Below are 17,871 nucleotides of genomic sequence, written 5' to 3'. Positions count from 1 at the left end.
GTTTGCTGATTCAAGCATGAAAACGATCCTTGCTCGTTCTCTTCTATTATTAAATCAAATAGATAGTAACAATGAAATGCATTCAGCAGAATAAATTGAATATTTATATGTAAGTATCTTTTTTATGTCTATAAATAAGAATTTAATACAGAGTGATGTGATGAAAGTTATAAATTGTAATATATACCATTGTAAAATCGATAGGTATACTCAGAATATTTTGTGTTATACTTATAAGTGTCCTTCCGTTGGGAAGGATTATGGAACCGGGGGAGGAGGCTATATGAACAGGTGTAATTACAAGCCTCGTTCTGAGGCTGTAGAATCCTGTACGGACAGCTCCATCAACCCTAGGTCCTGTCTCGACGGTATACCGAGTCCTGTCGAAAAAGTGCGAATCGACAAGCTGGACCCGATAGACCCTGATGACACGGACACCAATGGGAACCCGAACATAGACTGGCAAGGTGGTCTTGACTTGTAGTAACCAGTTCAGTACTTTCCGGTTCCTGCCCCTTCCCATGCGGGGAGGGGTGCCGTTATTATCATATATATTTATAACCAACAAACTCCCTTACCTTCATGGGAGTTTGTTGTTGTTCCAATACACTGCAAGGGATTTCGTATTCAATGAATTCGAAATAAATTTGTTAATTGAATTTTAAAAAAATATAGTCTTTTACTTCTGGATTGTATATAATAAAAAAGCCGCAAGAAAGATCCATCAAATAGATGGTGCAAGAAAGAGCGGCTGGAGTAAGATTGCTTTCCGCAAGCTGGAAAAAGTCATCGCGATCCCAAGGCTCATCGAACTGCGTCGAGGCGCGGGTCGATGGAGCCGAGGTCGATGTCCGTGACTCCAAGACGGTCGGGTCCGAGCAGGACAGCTCCGGGTATCCGATCCTGACCTTCTCTCAGACGGCATGGGGACAGGTCAAGCTGCTTGGTCAGGCTCTGATCTAGTCGCCTGACAGCATGAAAAGCCCCCTTGGTGGTCACAAACCATCAAGGGGGCACGTCTTTTTTATCTAAGAGTAGGCGTCATAGCTTTTTCCGTGAATATAGGTAATTCCATTGCCCATCTCGACCACTTCTGCATCCAATAACGTAATTTCCATTTTCATGCCATCTTCGCAAGTGAGCGTGAGTTTACTCACTTGTCTTGTTGTGATGCTCGGTTTCATATGGGGATTTTCATCAAAAAAGTAATCAATTCGCAGTTCATCTGCTCCAAGCGAGAGCCTTGATCGATTGTAAAACCGCCATTGTTGGCTTATTTTCAAAAAATCTACAAACTGCCTCACTTTATCTCTGCATCCTTCTACGACCAATCGCAATGCCATAGTCAATCACCTCAGTATTATTTTTGTAATTTTCTGATTTCCATTCGGATAAGGGCATGTATCCATCTGTCGTTGTCGTCCACTCCATGTGGGAATAAAAATTTCACGATATATCCTTTTTTTCGCTGATAAAGTTCATCCACAATCTGCAACTTTTGTTGGTGCATTTGATCAGCTGTATAGCGGTAATGATCTGCTATTTGCTGCAATGTTTCCGTAATTTCAAGTGGAACGGTTTTATTTTCGATCACCCATTCTAAATCCATTTCAAGTAGGTAGTGTTCATTGCAAACTCCTTTCTATATTTTTTATGTTATAAAAATGATTTCTTCATGCTGATAGGTTTGCAGCAGAAAATTGGTTTTCTGAAGAAAAGAAACTTTCTCTTTTTTAGAATTATAACGAATAGATTGGATATTTGCACTGACTGGATTCCTTCACCTAAATCCTGTAGCTGATCGTGTACCCAGTTGAAAATAATTGAAAAAGTGTCATAATTACGGTAATCAAAATTTACCAATTCTGAAATGGAGTGTCTGGAAGATGGACAAGAAGAGAATCGGATTGAAACTAAAAGCAGAGCGAAACAAAAGAGGTATATTGCAAAAGGAAATAGCAGATATACTCAAAGTGGGTACAACCACGATTAGTAATCTGGAACGTGGATTTGATGGAGTAGCAGAAGAAAAGTATATCTTATATGCCCAGCAGTTTGGACTAGCAGAAGAACTTTGTGGTGTGATACCAGAAGAAGTGAAGAAAGAACGGGATTACTTAAAGAAATTAAAAAATGTAGACGATCTCTTAGTAAGTGATCCAGATAAATGGGAGCATCAGTTAGAATTGTTGAATGAAGAAATGGAAATTGAGATGGATACGAATTTAGCTCCATTCTATTATTTTTTGCAAGGGAGATGCTACTACGAAAAACATAAGAGTATGAAAGCTAAAGGTATAAAAACCGATTCCTCAAAAAACATAGTAGCCAAAGCAGAGAAGTATTTCTTACTTGTCATCCATCAGATCGACGAAGAGCATTTTCTTTCAAATACAAATATAAAGGCAATGAGCTATAACTTTTTGTGTATACTTGCCCACAGTCGAAATGATTATGTGAGTGGAGTGAATTTTGTTCAACAAGGGATAGATTGTTTTGTAGAGGGTGGAAAACGGGAACATACCAAATATAATCTCTTATTAAACAAAGCTATTTATTTAGATGATCTCAATCAAAATGAAAAAGCTTTATCTGCCTTAAAAGATTTAGATGCAGCAATCAAACAGGCAACTGACCCCTACGAGGTAAAAATTCCTGTAGTAATCCAGATGTACTTAATCTATGCATCAGTCTTACATAAATTAGGTCTTACCAAGGAAGCATTGCAGAAAGCAGCGAAGGGAATTAGGATTGCGTTTAAAAATGGGGATTACAACAAACTTTTTTCTTTATGGTCTTGTGTAGGCATTATCTATTTTTCTCTTGGTGAATTAGAAAATGCTGAGGAGTATTTTTATAAAGCCTTGGAAGTAGATGGTATGGTAAGTAGAGAACATATCAAACCTTATAATTATAGATTTCTTGGTCCTTTTTTAGTTCAACAGCATAAATTTGAAGAAGCGAAAGTGATTCTTGACAAATCAATCGCGATCAGTGAAAAATACAATAATAGATTGTTCCAGACAGAATCCCTTTTGGGTCTAGGAAGATGGTATGTGGAGCAATCATTATTTGAGGAAGCGATAAAAACGTTAAATAAGGCAAGAGATATGTCTAAAGAGTATGGTTTCTTACATTTAGAGAAAAAGATACTGATTAGTTTGTGTGATTGTTATGAGGAAATTTCCCCTGAAGAATTGAAAAATCATTCTCTCGCTCTGTATTTGATTCTTAAAAAGGAAGGGGTTCAGGATGCACATGGAATATGGTGATGGTGAATTAGTAGATTAGCTTTGAAAAGCTAGAATAGAACAGTTGCGAATAACAAAAGTCATTGAACCTTTTTATATATGGATCAATGGCTTTTCTTTTAAGAAGAATCGTTACACAGGTTGTATGGATGCGTGAAACCTACTTCCTTCTTGGTGGAGTCCGTGGGCAATATGATGACAGTGCCCGGGTAGTCAGCGAGAACCTTTTCGATGGCGTTCGGGACATGAACTGCCTGTGGTCTCTGTACGGCGTCGTTGTAGCCGAACATGCCCAATTGACACGTCAGCATATCGAACTTCCCCGTTTGCTTGCGCATTGCACGTCCTCTATTCTAAAAGATTAGTACTTCTAAAAACTTTATAAACATATAATTTGTCCAATCATTCTCCTTTTGCCAGACATATATTGATAATAGATTAAATGAAAGGAGATGCTTTTTTGGTACATATTATTGATAAAGCTGCTGTTCAACCACTAAGTAAATTTAACTTAGCAAAGTCTTTTACTATCAAACGTTCACCAGCAAGATCTCTCCTAGCAACCATTCGTATAAGAATACCTGCTGCAAATGCCCAGCCAAATAGAGTTGAATTAGTAGCAACTGTTGGTGTTCGTGGGGTTACTGGTATCGCTCAGATTCTTTTTAGAATCTTCCGCGACGGAGTAGAGATTTTGAATACACTGCAAGGTATTGAATCGGCAGATTCTGAACAAAACTATGCTGTCACATTTCAGGCAATCGATATAAATGTAAGATCAGGTAGACATGTATACACAGTTACCGCTGAAAATCAAACCGCAAACACTCAAGCTGATGTTGTCGGCCCAGTATCATTTAGTGGACTAGCTGTTAAAACAACAATATGATATTACATTCCCTTATAGGAAACAGGGGGGTGAGATTTAGAAAAGGGCTGGTTCTTTTTATGTCCTCTAAATCTCGCCCCCTTCTTAAATGCAAAAAAACAATGTTAATAAAAGTTGCATGTACCGTTATGACTTTCCTTTCGCAGCAAACTACCTTCTTCTATTTAAAGGAATTCATTTTTCTGGAAATAAGTTAAAGAAATTATTTTTGTATGTTCAGAAAGTTAGCAGTCTCTATCCCAAGACTGTTCCTGCTGATTTATCTGGGAATGGAAACGAATAAGTGTATGATGAATACGACAATGGGAAGGTTCTAAAAGAAGCATACTAAGATAATGTAGGAAGTAAGAGGAGTATATCAATAAATTGGTCCGCAGAATGGTTTGGTATATCACCATTCTGCGGGACCGAGGGCGGAGTTGTCTCATGACCAGCAGGGGTCTTCTCCGAGCACCTTCACGAGCTCGTTTCGGACGAGTTCCTTGTTGGGGAGCTCGTCGAACGCCCTGCGGATGGCGCGTCGAACGTAAGAGCGGGCCAAGCGGATCAGCTCGGCTACCTCACCCCATGTCCTCACTGCCATCATCTTCTCACAGGTGACTTGGCGCTCGGAGTCGGTCAGCTCTTCCGAACTGAGCAGCAGGGACTCCAGCCCCAGAAGCGTTGTTTCATATTCGGGCTCCGCGTTGGAAGCATTCAGAGTGGTGACGAGCAGGAACTTCTTCGCCAGGGCACAGCTGCCGGCAAAGAGAAGTTCGTGAGCCTTCGTGGGGTTGTTTCCCAGTTCCCACTCGTACTCACCGTACACCTGCTCGATTTCCTCCCGAGCCTGCTGGATCAGCGCGTGCAGTGCAGTGCGGGTGTTCTCGGAGAGAGCAGTGTTGGTCATATTTCCTCCTCGGTCGAGGTCCTTACTTATATTATAAGCTTGACTATTTGGTTGGAACAAGCAACAGTTTTCAGTATTTGATTTATGAAAAACTTTTCGTTGTAGTCCTTCATTCCTCAAATCATTCACATAACCCCATAAACGGCAATCGGCTTGGATACGATGATTCAGCCGATTTTCGTCTCTTAACAAGGTGACGAGGAGTATGCTCTATGCGGAATGTGTTTAAAAAGCTCAAAATTTTGATCTAGGGTACTTGAGGAGCAAGTGGTTCTACCTCTACGGTCTATTTAGAAAAATAGAGAAGATTGACTCTAATCTGGTTGATTTGGATATATGGATATGCCAACATAGAAGTAACCGGTTCTGGATCAAACCCACCGAAAGGAACGAGTGATGGCGCCTTACACTCAGCAGCAGATCATCGACGAGGTGTTCGGGAACGAGGCATTCCAACACAGGCTCAACGCACGTCTCCGCGACACCCGGCAGAACCCTTATTCTGCCCATGGTGTCATGAAGATTGTACACACTCAGATGGATCTTGCTCTCTACAGGGCAGAAGAAACGATGGAGCAGCTTGGGCTCAACCTTAGCGAGTTGGAGAAGGTGAACACCTTTTTCCTCGCCACTGTTCCGTTCATCCGTGTATGGAAAGAGTTCCGGCAGGCATTCAGTAAGAGCACGGTGAACCTTGCTTCTCTGATGCCGGAGTTGAACGACGCGGATGAGTTCGTGTCTTCCGCCGTGAGGGTGGTGGACCGCGTGTTGGCTGAGGTGGTAAGTCAGGAGAAGGGGAGCTCCACTCTGTCTACAGACAGGCTGCTGTCCATCCTCTCCGGTGCTTGCCGCAAGAACTTCGATGACTCATGGAGCGACAAGGAGCGCTGGGTTTACGAGGTCGCAAGTCAAACATTCGATGTCTCTTACGAGGTCTGGGCTGTCACCATCGAGAGGGTCCTCCGTGAAGTGGAGAGCCTGCTCCCGGCTGTCCGTCAGGAGGCAATGGAGCGCAAGCTCCACCTGACTGAAGGGTGGCTGCTGGTTTATACGATTTTCTTCCTTTTCCCTTCCGTCTTCGGTGCGGGGGAAGGTCAGGAGAAGGGAACCGTGTTTCCAGTGATCAGCGATGAGCTCGCTGGTGAATTCTGCCAGACGCTCAATGAGCGGATCGATCTGAGTAGTGCAAACTCCATCGGCAAGGGCCTGTTCCAGGCCGTAAGCAGCCTGATGGAACGGGTTCGCCAGCCGAACGTGGATGAGGATGCTCTGCTGGATGTCTGCTACAGCTTCTGCTACGGCATCGTGGCTGAGCGGTTCCGCAAGGAGCAGGAAGTCGCCGAAGCGGCAGCCCAGGTGTTTCGGCGATATGACCTCTGCGTGCAGGACGACATCAACTCCATCGTAGTTGCGAGCAACGCGTTTGCTGATGCTTTGCAGCGTGTCTATGACAAGGCAAAGGAACTGCCCGCAGAGAAGGTTCTACAAGTCATCTTCGATGAGTGCTTTGTTCCTACAGAGCAGCAGGCTCATCAAGAACGCAAGGCCCGCTTGGACTCCTATGGGGCTGAGTGGGAGGAAATCACAGTGAGTGTCTCCTATGCTGTACGGCCGTACCTCGGCTTCTACAACGGTGCCCTCGCAAGGTACCGGGAGAACTTCGATGAGGCGTTCCAGAAGGTGTACCTCTGGATCAAGGAAGCTCTCCGAGCTGCGAGTCAGAGGGCGGAGGAGCTGGAGCTCATCCTGCCGACGAATCGGCTGGTATCGCTGACCATCGCGTCCCTTCGTTGAGCACAATCAAGAACCGGAGCTGAGCCGCAAGCGTCCCTGCTTGTGTGCTCGGCCCCAATTTATTTTTTAATTCTTAGTTTATGGACATTAGGAAATTTCCTCTCCTTTACGTTAATTCCATACATAGATAGCTTCTGTTGTCTCATGATTTGTATCATATAATTTGAAATACACTTCTGCTGTTTAGAGTTATACACTCGTTTTTTCAAAAGAAATAGGAAATTTCAAAGAAAAGCTTTAAAATAAGAAGAAACAATTTGGAGGCATCAAAATGGATGGAAAAACAAGAAGCAACTTACACCCTGGACTGCTCGTAGATATCATCTTAAAAAAAGATCAACGTACAGGAAATCGAACAAGGGGAGTAATAAAAGATTTACTAACTAAATCTCCAACCCATCCACATGGAATCAAAGTGCGGTTAGAAGATGGACAGGTTGGCAGAGTGATTGAAATTATTGAGGAATAAGATTGAATCAAAAAATAACGCCTTTTATTGGCGTTATTTCTATATGGTGATTAGTTGTTTAGGTTCTAAAAGAATCTATTTACTATTCCTTAATTATTGGGTCGGCGGCCAAACTACATTGTAGTCTGGCCGCCGCACTCCGAAGAGATGCTCAGCTTCAGTCGGTGAAGGTCTCCTTGAAGGCTCGATCGATTTCTGCCATGCCCTCGGGACCGAGCCCCACCCATGAGGTGAGGGTGCGCCAGTGGTTCTCCGCCCACTGCACGATGACGACACCGCTCGCCTCGTCACGCACGATGGTGGCCTGGCTGGAGTCGGTGATCACGATCCACGCGGTGGAGGGAAGGAGGCGGTACCTCAGGTTGTCACCGTTCTCCTTGATCACCTCGACGACGGCCTTGTTGGTTGGGTCGCTGGTGTTGGTGAACGTGACGGTGAACTTGGTGTTTTCACCCTCCTGAACCTCGGTGAAGTCTTGGGGGTCGACCTTGGAGTCCAGCGGCATGTTATTCCTCAGAGTTCATTGTGTAAAGCATGGTACCTTACACGGTTATCTCCATTATAGGGTGTGGCATTTTTATTGTAAATCACACTAACATGCAACAAGAAGAAAGTTCCCTTGTCACAGAAAACATCCTAAAAACAAAAGCGACCGATGGTCGCTAGAAATTTTCGAATATTTACTATAAAGTTAATTGCTTTTGATCACGATTCATAAACGTATAACATTGGTTCATCGTGCCTCTAAATTCGATCCGATGATCTTTTTTCATCGGATTGTACCAAGCGAAATAGTTATCCTCATGGATGATAGATGGGGGTAATTTCTCCGAATCTCGAATCACATAATACATACCGAGCACCTCCTAGTTGTATTATGATCGAAAAGAGGAAGAATTAACCATGCTGTACAAGTTTATTATTTTTTAAGCTAAGTTAGTTTCATAGAATTAGCACTTTTGCTTCTTATTTTCTAAAAATAAAACCAATGCCAAGTTTCAAACAAGAGGCTTTGGTTTTGTTCATCTATATAAAGTTTCGTTTGTGTTCAGGCCTCTGGACAACGATAATGCTTGTCATCCAGAGTACGCCTGTAGGCGGGCGGGGTGCTCGACCTAGAAGCCCAGAGTCAACTGGGGGTCGAACCTGTCGTCAGTGCGGAAAACAACGGACCACTTTCCTTCCATACAGAAGACGTGGGCGTAAAGCCCCTCCGGGACGGAGATCCTCACCGGCACACTTCCGTGAACCATGAGGGTCCCGCCGTGGACGATGATGTACGCGTCCAGGTGGTTGAACCCTGCGAAGTAGGGTGCCTTCGTCGAACGAACCTTTACCGATTCGTACCTGGTGATCGTTACATCCGCGGTTTTGTCACCGAAGCCAGTCGCGAATGTCGACAGCTCGATGCCAGGGACGATGGCATCCCCTTCCTTGTTCGTGTAAGGGTCTTCCACAAGGTTGGTGAAGAACAGGAACTGGTTTCCGTAGATGCCCTTGATGCGCTGAGACTCGACCATCATGGGAGCTCCTCCATTGCCTACAGGTGAATATATTTAATTATATCTTGTTTTATTGCACTTATCTATAAGAATATTAAGACTACTTTCTAGTCCTGAGGTTTTAATAAAGATAATGGAAATGCTTCTTTTTCGGTTTTTCCTTCAAATGTGCCCCATGCATATATCCCATTGAGATATTCAACATGGAAAATCTTCCATTCTCCTTCAATTTGATATTTTGCATCTAACGAAATCGTTTTTGGGTCGATGAGGTACGATTTGGCGAGATTTATTTTTTGCCTGAGGATTGCGGCATTGCTTTCTAATTTATTATTTTCAGCTTCTGCAAGCTGTTTTTCCAGTTCTTTGATGGTTTTGGTAAGTTCTTCTGGTATCATTTGGCTGTATCGTTTCACTTCGTTTGCCTCCTTCTGTATAATAATGATCATACAATAAATAGATAAGGCAAGGTGATAGAATGTCAGAACGATATGTTCCCAAAATACAAGAAGCAGCGATCCCAGAAGATGGAGGCTGGGTAGAAGGGGAAAAGCACCCTATTCTTTTATTATCCATCCCAACTTGGGAAGACTTAGAAACAGACCCAGAGCAAATCCGTGCATATGTGTGGATGTATGATCGTGAGCAAGACGCTTATCTTTTTTGCTATCAGTTAAAAGACGGCACGGAAAAAGCAATCGCCTTTATTTCTGACCATGCTGGTTTATTGTTAAAAGACGAGCATGCAAAAGGAACGTTCTCGATGATGATTATGAATCAAGGATTGCAAGAGGTGAGCTCATCGAATTCCGTTTTGCTGATTGAAGATATAAATTTGGTTCGTCATCCAAGTGCTGGTTGGTAATTAATATTCATCGATTTCATGAAGCAAATGGATATGCCCTACATCTTCATGGTGATGATCTGCGCGCAGACGATCCAATACTTTTTTGTATTCGTCTACTCGTACATAAGATTGTTCGGTTTCTAATACTTTGGTCAAGGCAAGGATCACAATTTCCTTTTCATGTTCATTTAGCGAAATCATACAGCCAGCCTCCTCAAGAGTTCATTCTTTTTTAGTATCTCCCAAAACAGCTTTAAAATTGACATCGCTATCATTTTTTTGTAGGCTGTCATGTATCGGCTTTCATTTTTGGTTTATTGGGAGAAAGAGGTGCTTCGTTGAAAGGCTTATTGGATGGAAAGAAAATAGTCGTGATGGGTGTAGCAAATCGACAAAGTATTGCATGGTCAATCGCGAAGTCGCTGCACCTTGCCGGTGCCCAGCTCGCTTTTACATATGAGAATAAACAAATCCAGCAATCTGTGAGTTCGCTTGTTCATACGGAAATCCCTAGTTCTTATAGTACTGTCTGTGATGTTACAGCAGACGAACAGATAAAAAGTTCATTTGCTCACATTTACGACCATTGGGGAAAAATTGATGGTGTCATACATAGTATATCTTATACAAAAACTGAAGATTTGCCCTATTCGTATTTACAAACTACGCGTGATCAATATACTATGACTCAAGACATTGGTATTTATTCCCTCATTGCCGCAGCAAGAGAAGCAAAACAATATATGAGTGATGGTGGAACAATCGTTACCCTCACCCATATGGGTTCAGAAAAAGTACTTCCTCATTACCATGTTATGGGGGCTGCGAAAGCGGCATTGGAATCGAGCGTTCGTTACTTAGCGAATGAATTGGGTCCGGCAAATATTCGGGTTAATGCGATTTCCGCAGGTCCCATCCGAACTTCTGTTACAGAAGGCGTGAGAGATTTCGATTATATGCTCTCAGTCGTAGAAGAACGTGCTCCGCTTCGCAGAGGGATAGACGCAGAAGAAGTAGGAGATGCAGCGCTTTTTTTATGCAGTTATTTAGGGCGGGGTATCACTGGAGAAATCATACATGTAGACGGTGGGTATAATATTATTGGGATGTAGATTAATTTTATGAAACCAATTGAATTTCTTCAGATAATATGATAAGGTACAGGATGTTGCAACCAAACCAACTTGAGCTATTAGGATCAGTGATTCACTCGAAGGGTTGGGACCTCATTGGACTAACCTTCCCCCATAAGTGATCCAATACGATCCTAGCGGAATTTGGCTCACACCAATTTTTTGCTAGGAAGGGGGGCCGAAAGATGGAAGAATATTCTACTTTCGGAAGGCATGTGGCTATGGATGCCTGGGGTGTGCCGTTTGACCTTTTAAACAATGCAGAAGAATTAAAGAAGTATATGATACAGGCAGCTGAGTCCTGTGGAGCATCTGTTCTATCGGTACAGGCCCAAAAATTTGACCCTCAAGGTGTTACAGTGCTAGTCATGTTATCGGAGAGTCATCTGTCGATTCATACGTATCCCGAAAAAGGATTTGCTGCGCTGGACTGTTATACCTGTGGTCATACCGTTGACCCACAGATCGCCATCGACTATATGGTTGAGTATTTGCAGCCATCACAAGCCTTCGCCAAAGTTTTGAAACGCGGCGATGGGCCGATTGTCGATTGGGATAAGCCCGTGATAGAGCACACAAAAAAAATTATATCAATATAGTTTGAGTTCCTTTAAATGCGGTTTTTTTTCTACTCGTATAGTAGAAAAGGCCGCTTTTTTTTGCGATGATAGTAAGGAAGTTTGGAGCAAAGCAGGAAAAACGACTGATCGTCGTAAATGTTACCTATGGAGTAGAAAGGAGTCTTTATTTTGGAACTTTATCAATCCTTTAAAAGTTACCTAAAGGAATACATGACTTTGGATTCATATATTCATATGCTCGTATGGGATCAATCCACAAATATGCCAACAGCAAATGCCGATTATCGCGGTCATCAAATCGGTTTCATCAGCAAACTGGCACATGAAAAGTTGGCAGACCCAAAAATGGGAAGAATGCTGAATCAGCTTGTACCTTGGGCAGCAATGCTTGATCCGGATTCAACAGAGGCCAGACTTGTCGCAGAAGTAGCAAAAGATTATGAGCGCGCAGTCAATATTCCCTCTGCCTTTATGGAAAAGTTTTTTAGCCATACTGCACGTGTTTATCAGACTTGGGTTGAGGCGAGAGAGAAAAACGATTTTTCCCTTGTCGCTCCTTTATTGCGTGAATCATTGGAATACAGCAAGGAGTATTCATCTTTTTTTCCCGATGCTCAGCATGTCGCTGATCCTTTAATTGATCGCAGTGATGAAGGTATGTATGTTTTTATCTTGCAGCCTCTCTTTCATGACTTACGGAAAAAGTTGGTGCCGATGATCGAACAAATCCGGGAATCGGAACCTGTAGATCGCAATTGTTTGATCCAACACTATCCGAAGCAAAAACAGTTACAATTTATCGATATGGTGCTCGATCATCTCAAGGTGGATCGAAGTCGAACGAGACAAGATTTCTCCCCGCACCCTTTTATGATTCGTCTAGCAGGAGATGATATTCGCATCACCACACGGATCAGGGAATGGGAAGTGACTGACGGGCTCTTTAGCAGTATTCATGAGTCTGGTCATGCGTTATATGAGTTAGGTATTGCACCAGAATTATTCGATACCCCTCTGATGAAAGGTGTATCTTCTGGTCTTCATGAGAGCCAATCGCGCTTATGGGAAAACTTAGTGGGCAAAAGCCGTGAGTTTTGGGAGTTTTTCTATCCTAAATTGCAATCTGTATTTCCTTCTCAACTAGGTTCTGTACCGATGGAGGCGTTTTATCGGGCGATGCATCATGTCTCACCTTCTCAAATCCGAACAGAGGCAGATGAGATCACCTACAATTTACATGTCATTATTCGTTTTGACCTGGAGCTGGATCTGTTGACAGGAAAGCTGGATATCGCCGATCTCCCAGAAGCTTGGAGACAGCGTTACAAAGAGGATTTAGGAGTAGAGGTGACAGAGGTCAAAGATGGTGTATTGCAAGACGTACATTGGTTTGCTGACTTTATCGGAGGGCAGTTTCAAGGATACACAATCGGAAATATACTCAGCTGCCAATTGTTTGATGCTGCTAAAGCAGCTCATCCTTCGATCCTAACCGAAATGGGACAAGGGCAATTTGCCACGATGCACCATTGGCTGAAATCGAACATTTATCAGCATGGCAAAAAGTTCACTACAACTGAGATCATTCATCGAGCTACAGGTCAGGCGCTCAGCATTGATCCATATGTGAAATATTTAACGGAAAAGTATCAGACGATCTATCCTTCTTTGCAAACATCATAAGCTTGAAACCCCACTTCTAAATCATACAGAAGTGGGGTTTATCTATGTCAACAAAATCAACAAATTATTCGTACTCCGGCCAGCAGGGACGACAGCTCAGGTGAACTGTCATCTCTGCTGGAACCGAAGCGCCTCAGGCGGCGTACTCTTCGGGGTGCTCCCGTACGTACTTCGCCCAGGTCTCCCAGACACGCCCGTTGATGGGGGACTGAACCGTGGTGGCCAGCTCCCTCTCGAAGTAGGCGACAGCCGTTTCGGCCATCAGCTTGGTGACGGGAACACCGATGTAGAGCGCGTTCCCGGCGTCGACCGCCTCCCGGTACGGGGCCTCGGCCTCCTGCTCCGCGGCATCGTACTGATCCTCGGGGATCGAGTTGATGTCCTCCAATTCGATCCCTAGGACGTCGTCGAGTGACTTCATGAGCTCCAGTTCGTTGAGGATCGGGATGTTGTGGAGCATCCGCTTGACGTTACGGACCAACTCCTCGTAGTACCCCGTGGCCCAGTCGATCTGGTTGTTGACGAAGAACTCCTTGTTCGAGGCGTTCTTGCCGGTGTTCTTCGGCAGCGTACCGGTGACTTGCATGTTGCCGATCACGACCCGCCACATCCGCCGAAGCTTACGGCCGTCGAGGAGTGTCCAGATGCGCTCGATGTGGATGGTTGCCTCGATGGCAGGCTGGACGGGCTGGAAGGTGCTGTTGGCGGCCATGTTCGGCTCCTCCATCAGGTTGAGTGACTGTATCCTTATTATATGGAAGTACAGTAAGTTTGTATAGATTTTAGAAAATCTAAAATCAAAGTTTTCAAATATAAGAGTTGACGCTGTTTACATGTTTTTAATGGTTTACAGCGTTATAACTTAGGAAGTTTCATGTTTATGCAAGAAACTCGGAACGAGCTATCCTTTTTTGCAAACAGCAAAGAAAAGTTAGAACCCCACTTCTAAATCATACAGAAGTGGGGGTTTATTTATATCAACAAATTAAATTCATGCTCCGGTTTCAGCGGACGACAGCTCAGGGAACTGTCATCTCTGCTGGAACCGGAGTGTCCGTCAGGAGGCTTACATGAGGTTGTTCTCACTTCCTTCAGTTGGAGTTCCACACTTTCTCAAGCTCCTGCTGGGCGTTGGCCACCGCCTCCACAAAGTAGGTGCGAATCTCTTCGGCCTTTTCCTCGGTGACTGGTTTGTCGATCTCCAGAGCTTCAGCCTTGGCGAGCTCCTTCATGGAGATGGTCCAGCCCTTGATCACCGGTACACCGTTGACCATCCGCTTGACGTTGCGGTAGATTTCCTGGAGGTACCCCCGGATCAAGTTGATTCGAGCGTTGACAGAGCGCTCCGTGTCGGTGAGCTGGTCGTAGAGCTTGCGGCCGGTCTCGGGGTCAACAGGGATCTCCGGCAAGCCGCTGATCTCGTCGATGTCGCTGACCATGACCCGCTTCATCTCACTGCCTGAGATGTCGACGATGGTGATGGTCGCTTCGATGGTGGGCCGAACCGGCGTGCTGGTCTCGGAGGCCATGGTCGGCTCCTTCGGGTGTGTGATAGGTGTTATGTATATTATATGAAAATAAAAGAAATCTGAATAGATATGACACGTTAAATGGAAAAACAATGTCATGAAGTTCACTGAATGAATATACGAACTTATGTGTTTTTATGCCAAAAAACAGGATTATTTACATCGATTAGAAGGACTTTCCTAACCAAAAAGAGAAGCAAGTTGATAACGATGAAAAGAAAGAAAGGTGCAGATGTGAATCAAGAACATGAGTACGGAATATCATCATTTCTATCAGCTCCCTCCTCTTTTCAAGAGAATGAAATTTGTCAAAAAATTGCGTTTCGACTTGCACATATGATCAAACAACGGAGGCAATTTGCGATCTCGATCTTGGAGATATATGTTACCGAGCCGATGTTTACTGATCTTATTCAAGATGTCTACCCAGACTCAGACCTTTTTTCACTCAAAATGAACGCTGATATTTTTGTTGCTTGGAATAAAAATGCTGTCGTACAGATTATCTCTCATCATCGAGATGGTATTCCAGATAAGTTTGATATTATCATCATCTCGCCTAATTGCCAGTTCCAGCGGGAGATGCCAGCATTGTTTCAGTTTAGTGGGGAGTTGTTAGAAGAAAGCGGCATTGTGGCAACGACGTTTTTTGGCCCCCATACCTTTATGGAGTTACATAATTGTTTGAGCTGGATTGATGATTCGGAAATAGGGAGTTACCCGCCTGCTCAGTTTAACCCGCGAACCTATTGGGAAAAGCGTTTGGAGCAAGACGGACTTCATTTGGAAGATGTACAAGAGGTTCAGTTCCGCAAGACTTATCACAATAGCCAAGGAGTATTTCAAATGGCCGCTTTATTCGGCTATTTTCATGCAATGGAACAAAAATTAGCAGACGATAATAACCATTTGTTGCACAATTGGATGAAAGCATATAATCAAGGATTTCGAACCAAAGATGGAAATGTATATACAACTTATCATCTCATTGATCTTATAGGGCGGTTTCTCTGATACAATAAGATCAGGAGGGTGATAACTACCATGTTGAAAAAGTTTCTGGCATCGATTGGATTTGGAGCAGCAAAAGTAAACTTACAACTGGATCAAGCAGTTATGACGATGGGACAGCCCATCTCTGGAACCATTTTCGTCGTCGGTGGAGAATCCGAACAAGTGACAGAAGGGTTAAAAGTTTCCCTTCATCTTACTTCCCGTTATACAAGGGGTGAGCATGAACACCATGTACATGAAAAGGTAACGACGATCCCGATTACCAATGAAAAGCTTATTTTGGGCCCAGGTTCTCGGTATGAGTATCCTTTTCATTTTGTTTGTCCAGATGGATTACCTGTAAGCTCTGTTTGTACTCATTATTATTTTGAAACCGATTTAGATATTGATCAGGCGGTAGATGCGAAAGATCGAGATTATATGGATGTTTTACCATCAGGAATACTTAAAAACTTTTTAGATGCTTTTCATTCTTTAGGATTTCAGCATTATGCAGAAGGATATACAGGTAGAAGAGACGCAACACAAATTATTCAGTTTCGACCCACTACTTGGTTACGTGGGAAATATGATGAAATCGTGTTTTCTTATGCAACTGAGCTTGCCAGTTCACAAATCACTGGTTGGTTTGAATTAGATAAAAAGGCACGTGGTTTGATGGGGGCACTTGCCGACGAATTAGATTTGGATGAGAAGAAAGGTCGTTATACGTTCTATTCAAGTGATCTTTCCTCTGTGGAACGTGCTGCGGAAACCATTCAACAGTTTATTATCCAACATTCGGAAGGTTTATATGGTTAATAAAGTAAAATAATTCTTTATTGAATACATCGCCTGCATCGAATAAACTTTTTATACGGATGATGCGAAGCGAGGGAAATAGATGGCAAAACCGATTAAAAAAGGAAAGTCTCGATATTCGAGTGGTTTTAATGGAAAGCAAATTGGAGGATTTATCATCGGGATTCTCTTTTTTGCAGCAGTTGCTTTCGGCATATATTGGTTATATCACAATTATAGTGCTTCCAATAGCGGAGGCAATAGTGTAGCTGCTCCTATTCAAAAATTTATAACAGATCATGGCTTCCAATCTTCTGGATTGTTAATCTTAGCAATTGGTGGAGTGCTGTTTGCATTTATCTTTAATAAAAAATAACCAGAGCGTAAAGACTCTGGTTATTTTTTATTTTTTGGTCAATACCGAATATTTGTGAGCATAGAAAGATCTGAATTGTTCGCTAACGCTGATATAACCACATGCATACCATCCATTTTCAGGGTCCCAATGGTTATAAGTGTTAATGGAAGAATCAAGGTAATAATTATCAGTTGGATTGACTAATTTGATATGAGGTCCTCTTAATTTTTTCTTGGCAAGTCGAGACATGTAGACAGATGCAAAAGTTCTTTTCTTTTTGATTTTTCCTTGTTTGTAGAGCTCATTGAGTACTTTTCCTGTCATGGAGTGTTCTGGAAGAGTATCCATCTCACTCATTCCATTATGTGTTACGTCATTGGATAGGCTTTCAAAGTATAGAGCTACTGATCTTATTAAATTCATTTTATATCCATTTTTATTAGGGTCATATACATCTCGGTGTTTTTCGTCTATGCCTAATGCTTCAGCGGAAAATAAAAATTCCCGTACCCGTGATCTTCCTAATTCTTCATGGGTAATTTTTTTCGGTGCTGCCATTTTATTTAATTTTCCTAAAATAGCGGAGCCTTCGCCATGTGTAAACAGTACCAAGAATACAATCTTGCCCGCAGTTAAATCATTTCGAATTGGTACGCCATACGTCAAAATTTCGTCGTCTGGATGGGGGACATAGTAAACTGAGATGGGTTTGTTTCTAAGTGATTCTTCTGGAATACGAAGTTTGGTCAAACCGTATGCTTTAATATCTTCCTTTTTGTGGAGTTTTCCATCGGATATGCTTATCGCATTTACTCCATAACCCATTTCAAAAAAACTATAGATCACATAACATCCTAGAAAAAACGAACATAGTAAGAAAAAACGAAATATCCACTTGCCCATCATACATTCCCCTTAAGCATAATGATTCCATATGTGCAATATCTAATAGAAAGGAGAGAAAGCTTATTTTAAGATTAACATTTATTACTAAAATGTTAATAGATAACTCTTTAAAAAATATTGACTATTTTCAAATGTAGCGAAATAATAAAGTGATGTACTACGGTTGAGCAAATTTACTAACATACATTTTGATCCAAGTCCGCTGTTGTTGAGAAACACAAAGGACGCTTCAGCTATGGATATATT

24 protein-coding genes are annotated in these 17,871 nt (G+C 42.7%); 12 read left to right on the top strand and 12 right to left on the bottom strand.

Going from position 1 to position 17,871, the window contains the following annotated elements; translation table 11 throughout:
• Window positions 1-732 precede the first annotated feature (732 nt).
• Window positions 733-963, top strand: a complete 231-nt coding sequence (locus tag AC5WOF_RS04325; RefSeq protein ID WP_496048706.1) for a DUF397 domain-containing protein — start codon at window positions 733-735, stop codon at window positions 961-963.
• A gap of 65 nt (window positions 964-1,028) precedes the next feature.
• Here the strand turns inward: AC5WOF_RS04325 and AC5WOF_RS04320 are convergent, their stop codons facing one another.
• On the bottom strand, window positions 1,029-1,343 hold the full coding sequence (locus AC5WOF_RS04320) for a hypothetical protein (RefSeq protein ID WP_496048705.1): 315 nt from the start codon (window positions 1,341-1,343) through the stop codon (window positions 1,029-1,031).
• A 17-nt stretch (window positions 1,344-1,360) separates the two neighbouring features.
• Window positions 1,361-1,594, bottom strand: a complete 234-nt coding sequence (locus AC5WOF_RS04315; RefSeq protein WP_496048704.1) for a hypothetical protein — start codon at window positions 1,592-1,594, stop codon at window positions 1,361-1,363.
• A 292-nt stretch (window positions 1,595-1,886) separates the two neighbouring features.
• On the opposite strand from AC5WOF_RS04315, the gene AC5WOF_RS04310 reads away from it, so the two are divergent.
• The gene (locus tag AC5WOF_RS04310; protein ID WP_496048703.1) at window positions 1,887-3,272 is read left to right on the top strand and encodes a tetratricopeptide repeat protein; all 1,386 of its coding nucleotides are present in this window, start codon (window positions 1,887-1,889) and stop codon (window positions 3,270-3,272) included.
• A gap of 98 nt (window positions 3,273-3,370) precedes the next feature.
• Here AC5WOF_RS04310 and AC5WOF_RS04305 read toward each other — a convergent pair whose 3' ends face one another.
• Window positions 3,371-3,589: a hypothetical protein gene (locus AC5WOF_RS04305; protein WP_496048702.1), complete on the bottom strand. Its 219-nt coding sequence runs from the start codon at window positions 3,587-3,589 to the stop codon at window positions 3,371-3,373.
• Window positions 3,590-3,711: 122 nt separating this feature from the next.
• Here AC5WOF_RS04305 and AC5WOF_RS04300 point away from each other — a divergent pair, with 122 nt between their 5' ends.
• A complete protein-coding gene (locus tag AC5WOF_RS04300) occupies window positions 3,712-4,140 on the top strand; it encodes an exosporium protein C (protein ID WP_496048701.1) in 429 nt (142 codons plus the stop codon).
• A 424-nt stretch (window positions 4,141-4,564) separates the two neighbouring features.
• Here the strand turns inward: AC5WOF_RS04300 and AC5WOF_RS04295 are convergent, their stop codons facing one another.
• Entirely contained in the window at window positions 4,565-5,029 is a 465-nt protein-coding gene (locus AC5WOF_RS04295; protein WP_496048700.1) for a hypothetical protein, read from the bottom strand.
• Window positions 5,030-5,425: 396 nt separating this feature from the next.
• On the opposite strand from AC5WOF_RS04295, the gene AC5WOF_RS04290 reads away from it, so the two are divergent.
• Entirely contained in the window at window positions 5,426-6,823 is a 1,398-nt protein-coding gene (locus AC5WOF_RS04290; RefSeq protein WP_496048699.1) for a hypothetical protein, read from the top strand.
• 271 nt (window positions 6,824-7,094) lie between these two features.
• Window positions 7,095-7,292: a YwbE family protein gene (locus AC5WOF_RS04285; RefSeq protein WP_496048698.1), complete on the top strand. Its 198-nt coding sequence runs from the start codon at window positions 7,095-7,097 to the stop codon at window positions 7,290-7,292.
• Between the two features lie 157 nt (window positions 7,293-7,449).
• Here the strand turns inward: AC5WOF_RS04285 and AC5WOF_RS04280 are convergent, their stop codons facing one another.
• The 4 genes from AC5WOF_RS04280 to AC5WOF_RS04265 all read right to left on the bottom strand — a co-directional run bounded on the left by AC5WOF_RS04280 (window position 7,450) and on the right by AC5WOF_RS04265 (window position 9,210).
• Window positions 7,450-7,797 carry a hypothetical protein gene (locus tag AC5WOF_RS04280; RefSeq protein WP_496048697.1) on the bottom strand — a complete coding sequence of 116 codons (348 nt, stop codon included), beginning with the start codon at window positions 7,795-7,797 and terminating at the stop codon, window positions 7,450-7,452.
• A 178-nt stretch (window positions 7,798-7,975) separates the two neighbouring features.
• On the bottom strand, window positions 7,976-8,146 hold the full coding sequence (locus AC5WOF_RS04275) for a hypothetical protein (RefSeq protein WP_160801367.1): 171 nt from the start codon (window positions 8,144-8,146) through the stop codon (window positions 7,976-7,978).
• Window positions 8,147-8,407: 261 nt separating this feature from the next.
• A complete protein-coding gene (locus tag AC5WOF_RS04270) occupies window positions 8,408-8,815 on the bottom strand; it encodes a hypothetical protein (RefSeq protein ID WP_496048696.1) in 408 nt (135 codons plus the stop codon).
• 86 nt (window positions 8,816-8,901) lie between these two features.
• Window positions 8,902-9,210, bottom strand: coding sequence for a DUF1811 family protein (locus AC5WOF_RS04265; RefSeq protein WP_496048695.1), 309 nt, complete (start codon window positions 9,208-9,210; stop codon window positions 8,902-8,904).
• Between the two features lie 62 nt (window positions 9,211-9,272).
• Here AC5WOF_RS04265 and AC5WOF_RS04260 point away from each other — a divergent pair, with 62 nt between their 5' ends.
• Window positions 9,273-9,659: a hypothetical protein gene (locus AC5WOF_RS04260; protein WP_496048694.1), complete on the top strand. Its 387-nt coding sequence runs from the start codon at window positions 9,273-9,275 to the stop codon at window positions 9,657-9,659.
• Here the strand turns inward: AC5WOF_RS04260 and AC5WOF_RS04255 are convergent, their stop codons facing one another.
• A complete protein-coding gene (locus tag AC5WOF_RS04255; protein ID WP_496048693.1) occupies window positions 9,660-9,842 on the bottom strand; it encodes a hypothetical protein in 183 nt (60 codons plus the stop codon).
• A 137-nt stretch (window positions 9,843-9,979) separates the two neighbouring features.
• Between AC5WOF_RS04255 and AC5WOF_RS04250 the strand changes: the two genes are divergently transcribed.
• The 3 genes from AC5WOF_RS04250 (at window position 9,980) to AC5WOF_RS04240 (ending at window position 13,038) form a co-directional block, all read left to right on the top strand.
• Window positions 9,980-10,753, top strand: coding sequence for an enoyl-ACP reductase FabI (locus AC5WOF_RS04250; RefSeq protein WP_496048692.1), 774 nt, complete (start codon window positions 9,980-9,982; stop codon window positions 10,751-10,753).
• Window positions 10,754-10,959: 206 nt separating this feature from the next.
• The gene (gene speD, locus AC5WOF_RS04245; protein ID WP_496048691.1) at window positions 10,960-11,373 is read left to right on the top strand and encodes an adenosylmethionine decarboxylase; all 414 of its coding nucleotides are present in this window, start codon (window positions 10,960-10,962) and stop codon (window positions 11,371-11,373) included.
• A 150-nt stretch (window positions 11,374-11,523) separates the two neighbouring features.
• Entirely contained in the window at window positions 11,524-13,038 is a 1,515-nt protein-coding gene (locus tag AC5WOF_RS04240) for a carboxypeptidase M32 (RefSeq protein WP_496048690.1), read from the top strand.
• A 133-nt stretch (window positions 13,039-13,171) separates the two neighbouring features.
• Here AC5WOF_RS04240 and AC5WOF_RS04235 read toward each other — a convergent pair whose 3' ends face one another.
• Both AC5WOF_RS04235 and AC5WOF_RS04230 read right to left on the bottom strand, forming a co-directional pair.
• Window positions 13,172-13,750 carry a hypothetical protein gene (locus AC5WOF_RS04235; RefSeq protein ID WP_496048689.1) on the bottom strand — a complete coding sequence of 193 codons (579 nt, stop codon included), beginning with the start codon at window positions 13,748-13,750 and terminating at the stop codon, window positions 13,172-13,174.
• 379 nt (window positions 13,751-14,129) lie between these two features.
• On the bottom strand, window positions 14,130-14,567 hold the full coding sequence (locus AC5WOF_RS04230) for a hypothetical protein (protein ID WP_496048688.1): 438 nt from the start codon (window positions 14,565-14,567) through the stop codon (window positions 14,130-14,132).
• Between the two features lie 210 nt (window positions 14,568-14,777).
• On the opposite strand from AC5WOF_RS04230, the gene AC5WOF_RS04225 reads away from it, so the two are divergent.
• The 3 genes from AC5WOF_RS04225 (at window position 14,778) to AC5WOF_RS04215 (ending at window position 16,737) form a co-directional block, all read left to right on the top strand.
• A complete protein-coding gene (locus AC5WOF_RS04225; protein WP_496048687.1) occupies window positions 14,778-15,581 on the top strand; it encodes a hypothetical protein in 804 nt (267 codons plus the stop codon).
• Window positions 15,582-15,611: 30 nt separating this feature from the next.
• Complete coding sequence (locus AC5WOF_RS04220) at window positions 15,612-16,382, top strand: sporulation protein (RefSeq protein WP_496048686.1); 771 nt, start codon at window positions 15,612-15,614, stop codon at window positions 16,380-16,382.
• A gap of 82 nt (window positions 16,383-16,464) precedes the next feature.
• Window positions 16,465-16,737 (top strand): hypothetical protein, encoded by a 273-nt coding sequence (locus tag AC5WOF_RS04215; protein ID WP_496048685.1) that lies wholly within the window; start codon window positions 16,465-16,467, stop codon window positions 16,735-16,737.
• A 27-nt stretch (window positions 16,738-16,764) separates the two neighbouring features.
• On the opposite strand, the gene AC5WOF_RS04210 is transcribed toward AC5WOF_RS04215, so the two are convergent.
• A complete protein-coding gene (locus AC5WOF_RS04210; protein WP_496048684.1) occupies window positions 16,765-17,622 on the bottom strand; it encodes a PIG-L family deacetylase in 858 nt (285 codons plus the stop codon).
• Window positions 17,623-17,871 lie beyond the last annotated feature (249 nt).

This window comes from Shimazuella sp. NTD250 (assembly GCF_059510375.1).
The sequence above is the reverse complement of the archived record's forward strand: the minus strand, read 5'-3'. Positions and strand labels throughout refer to the sequence as shown.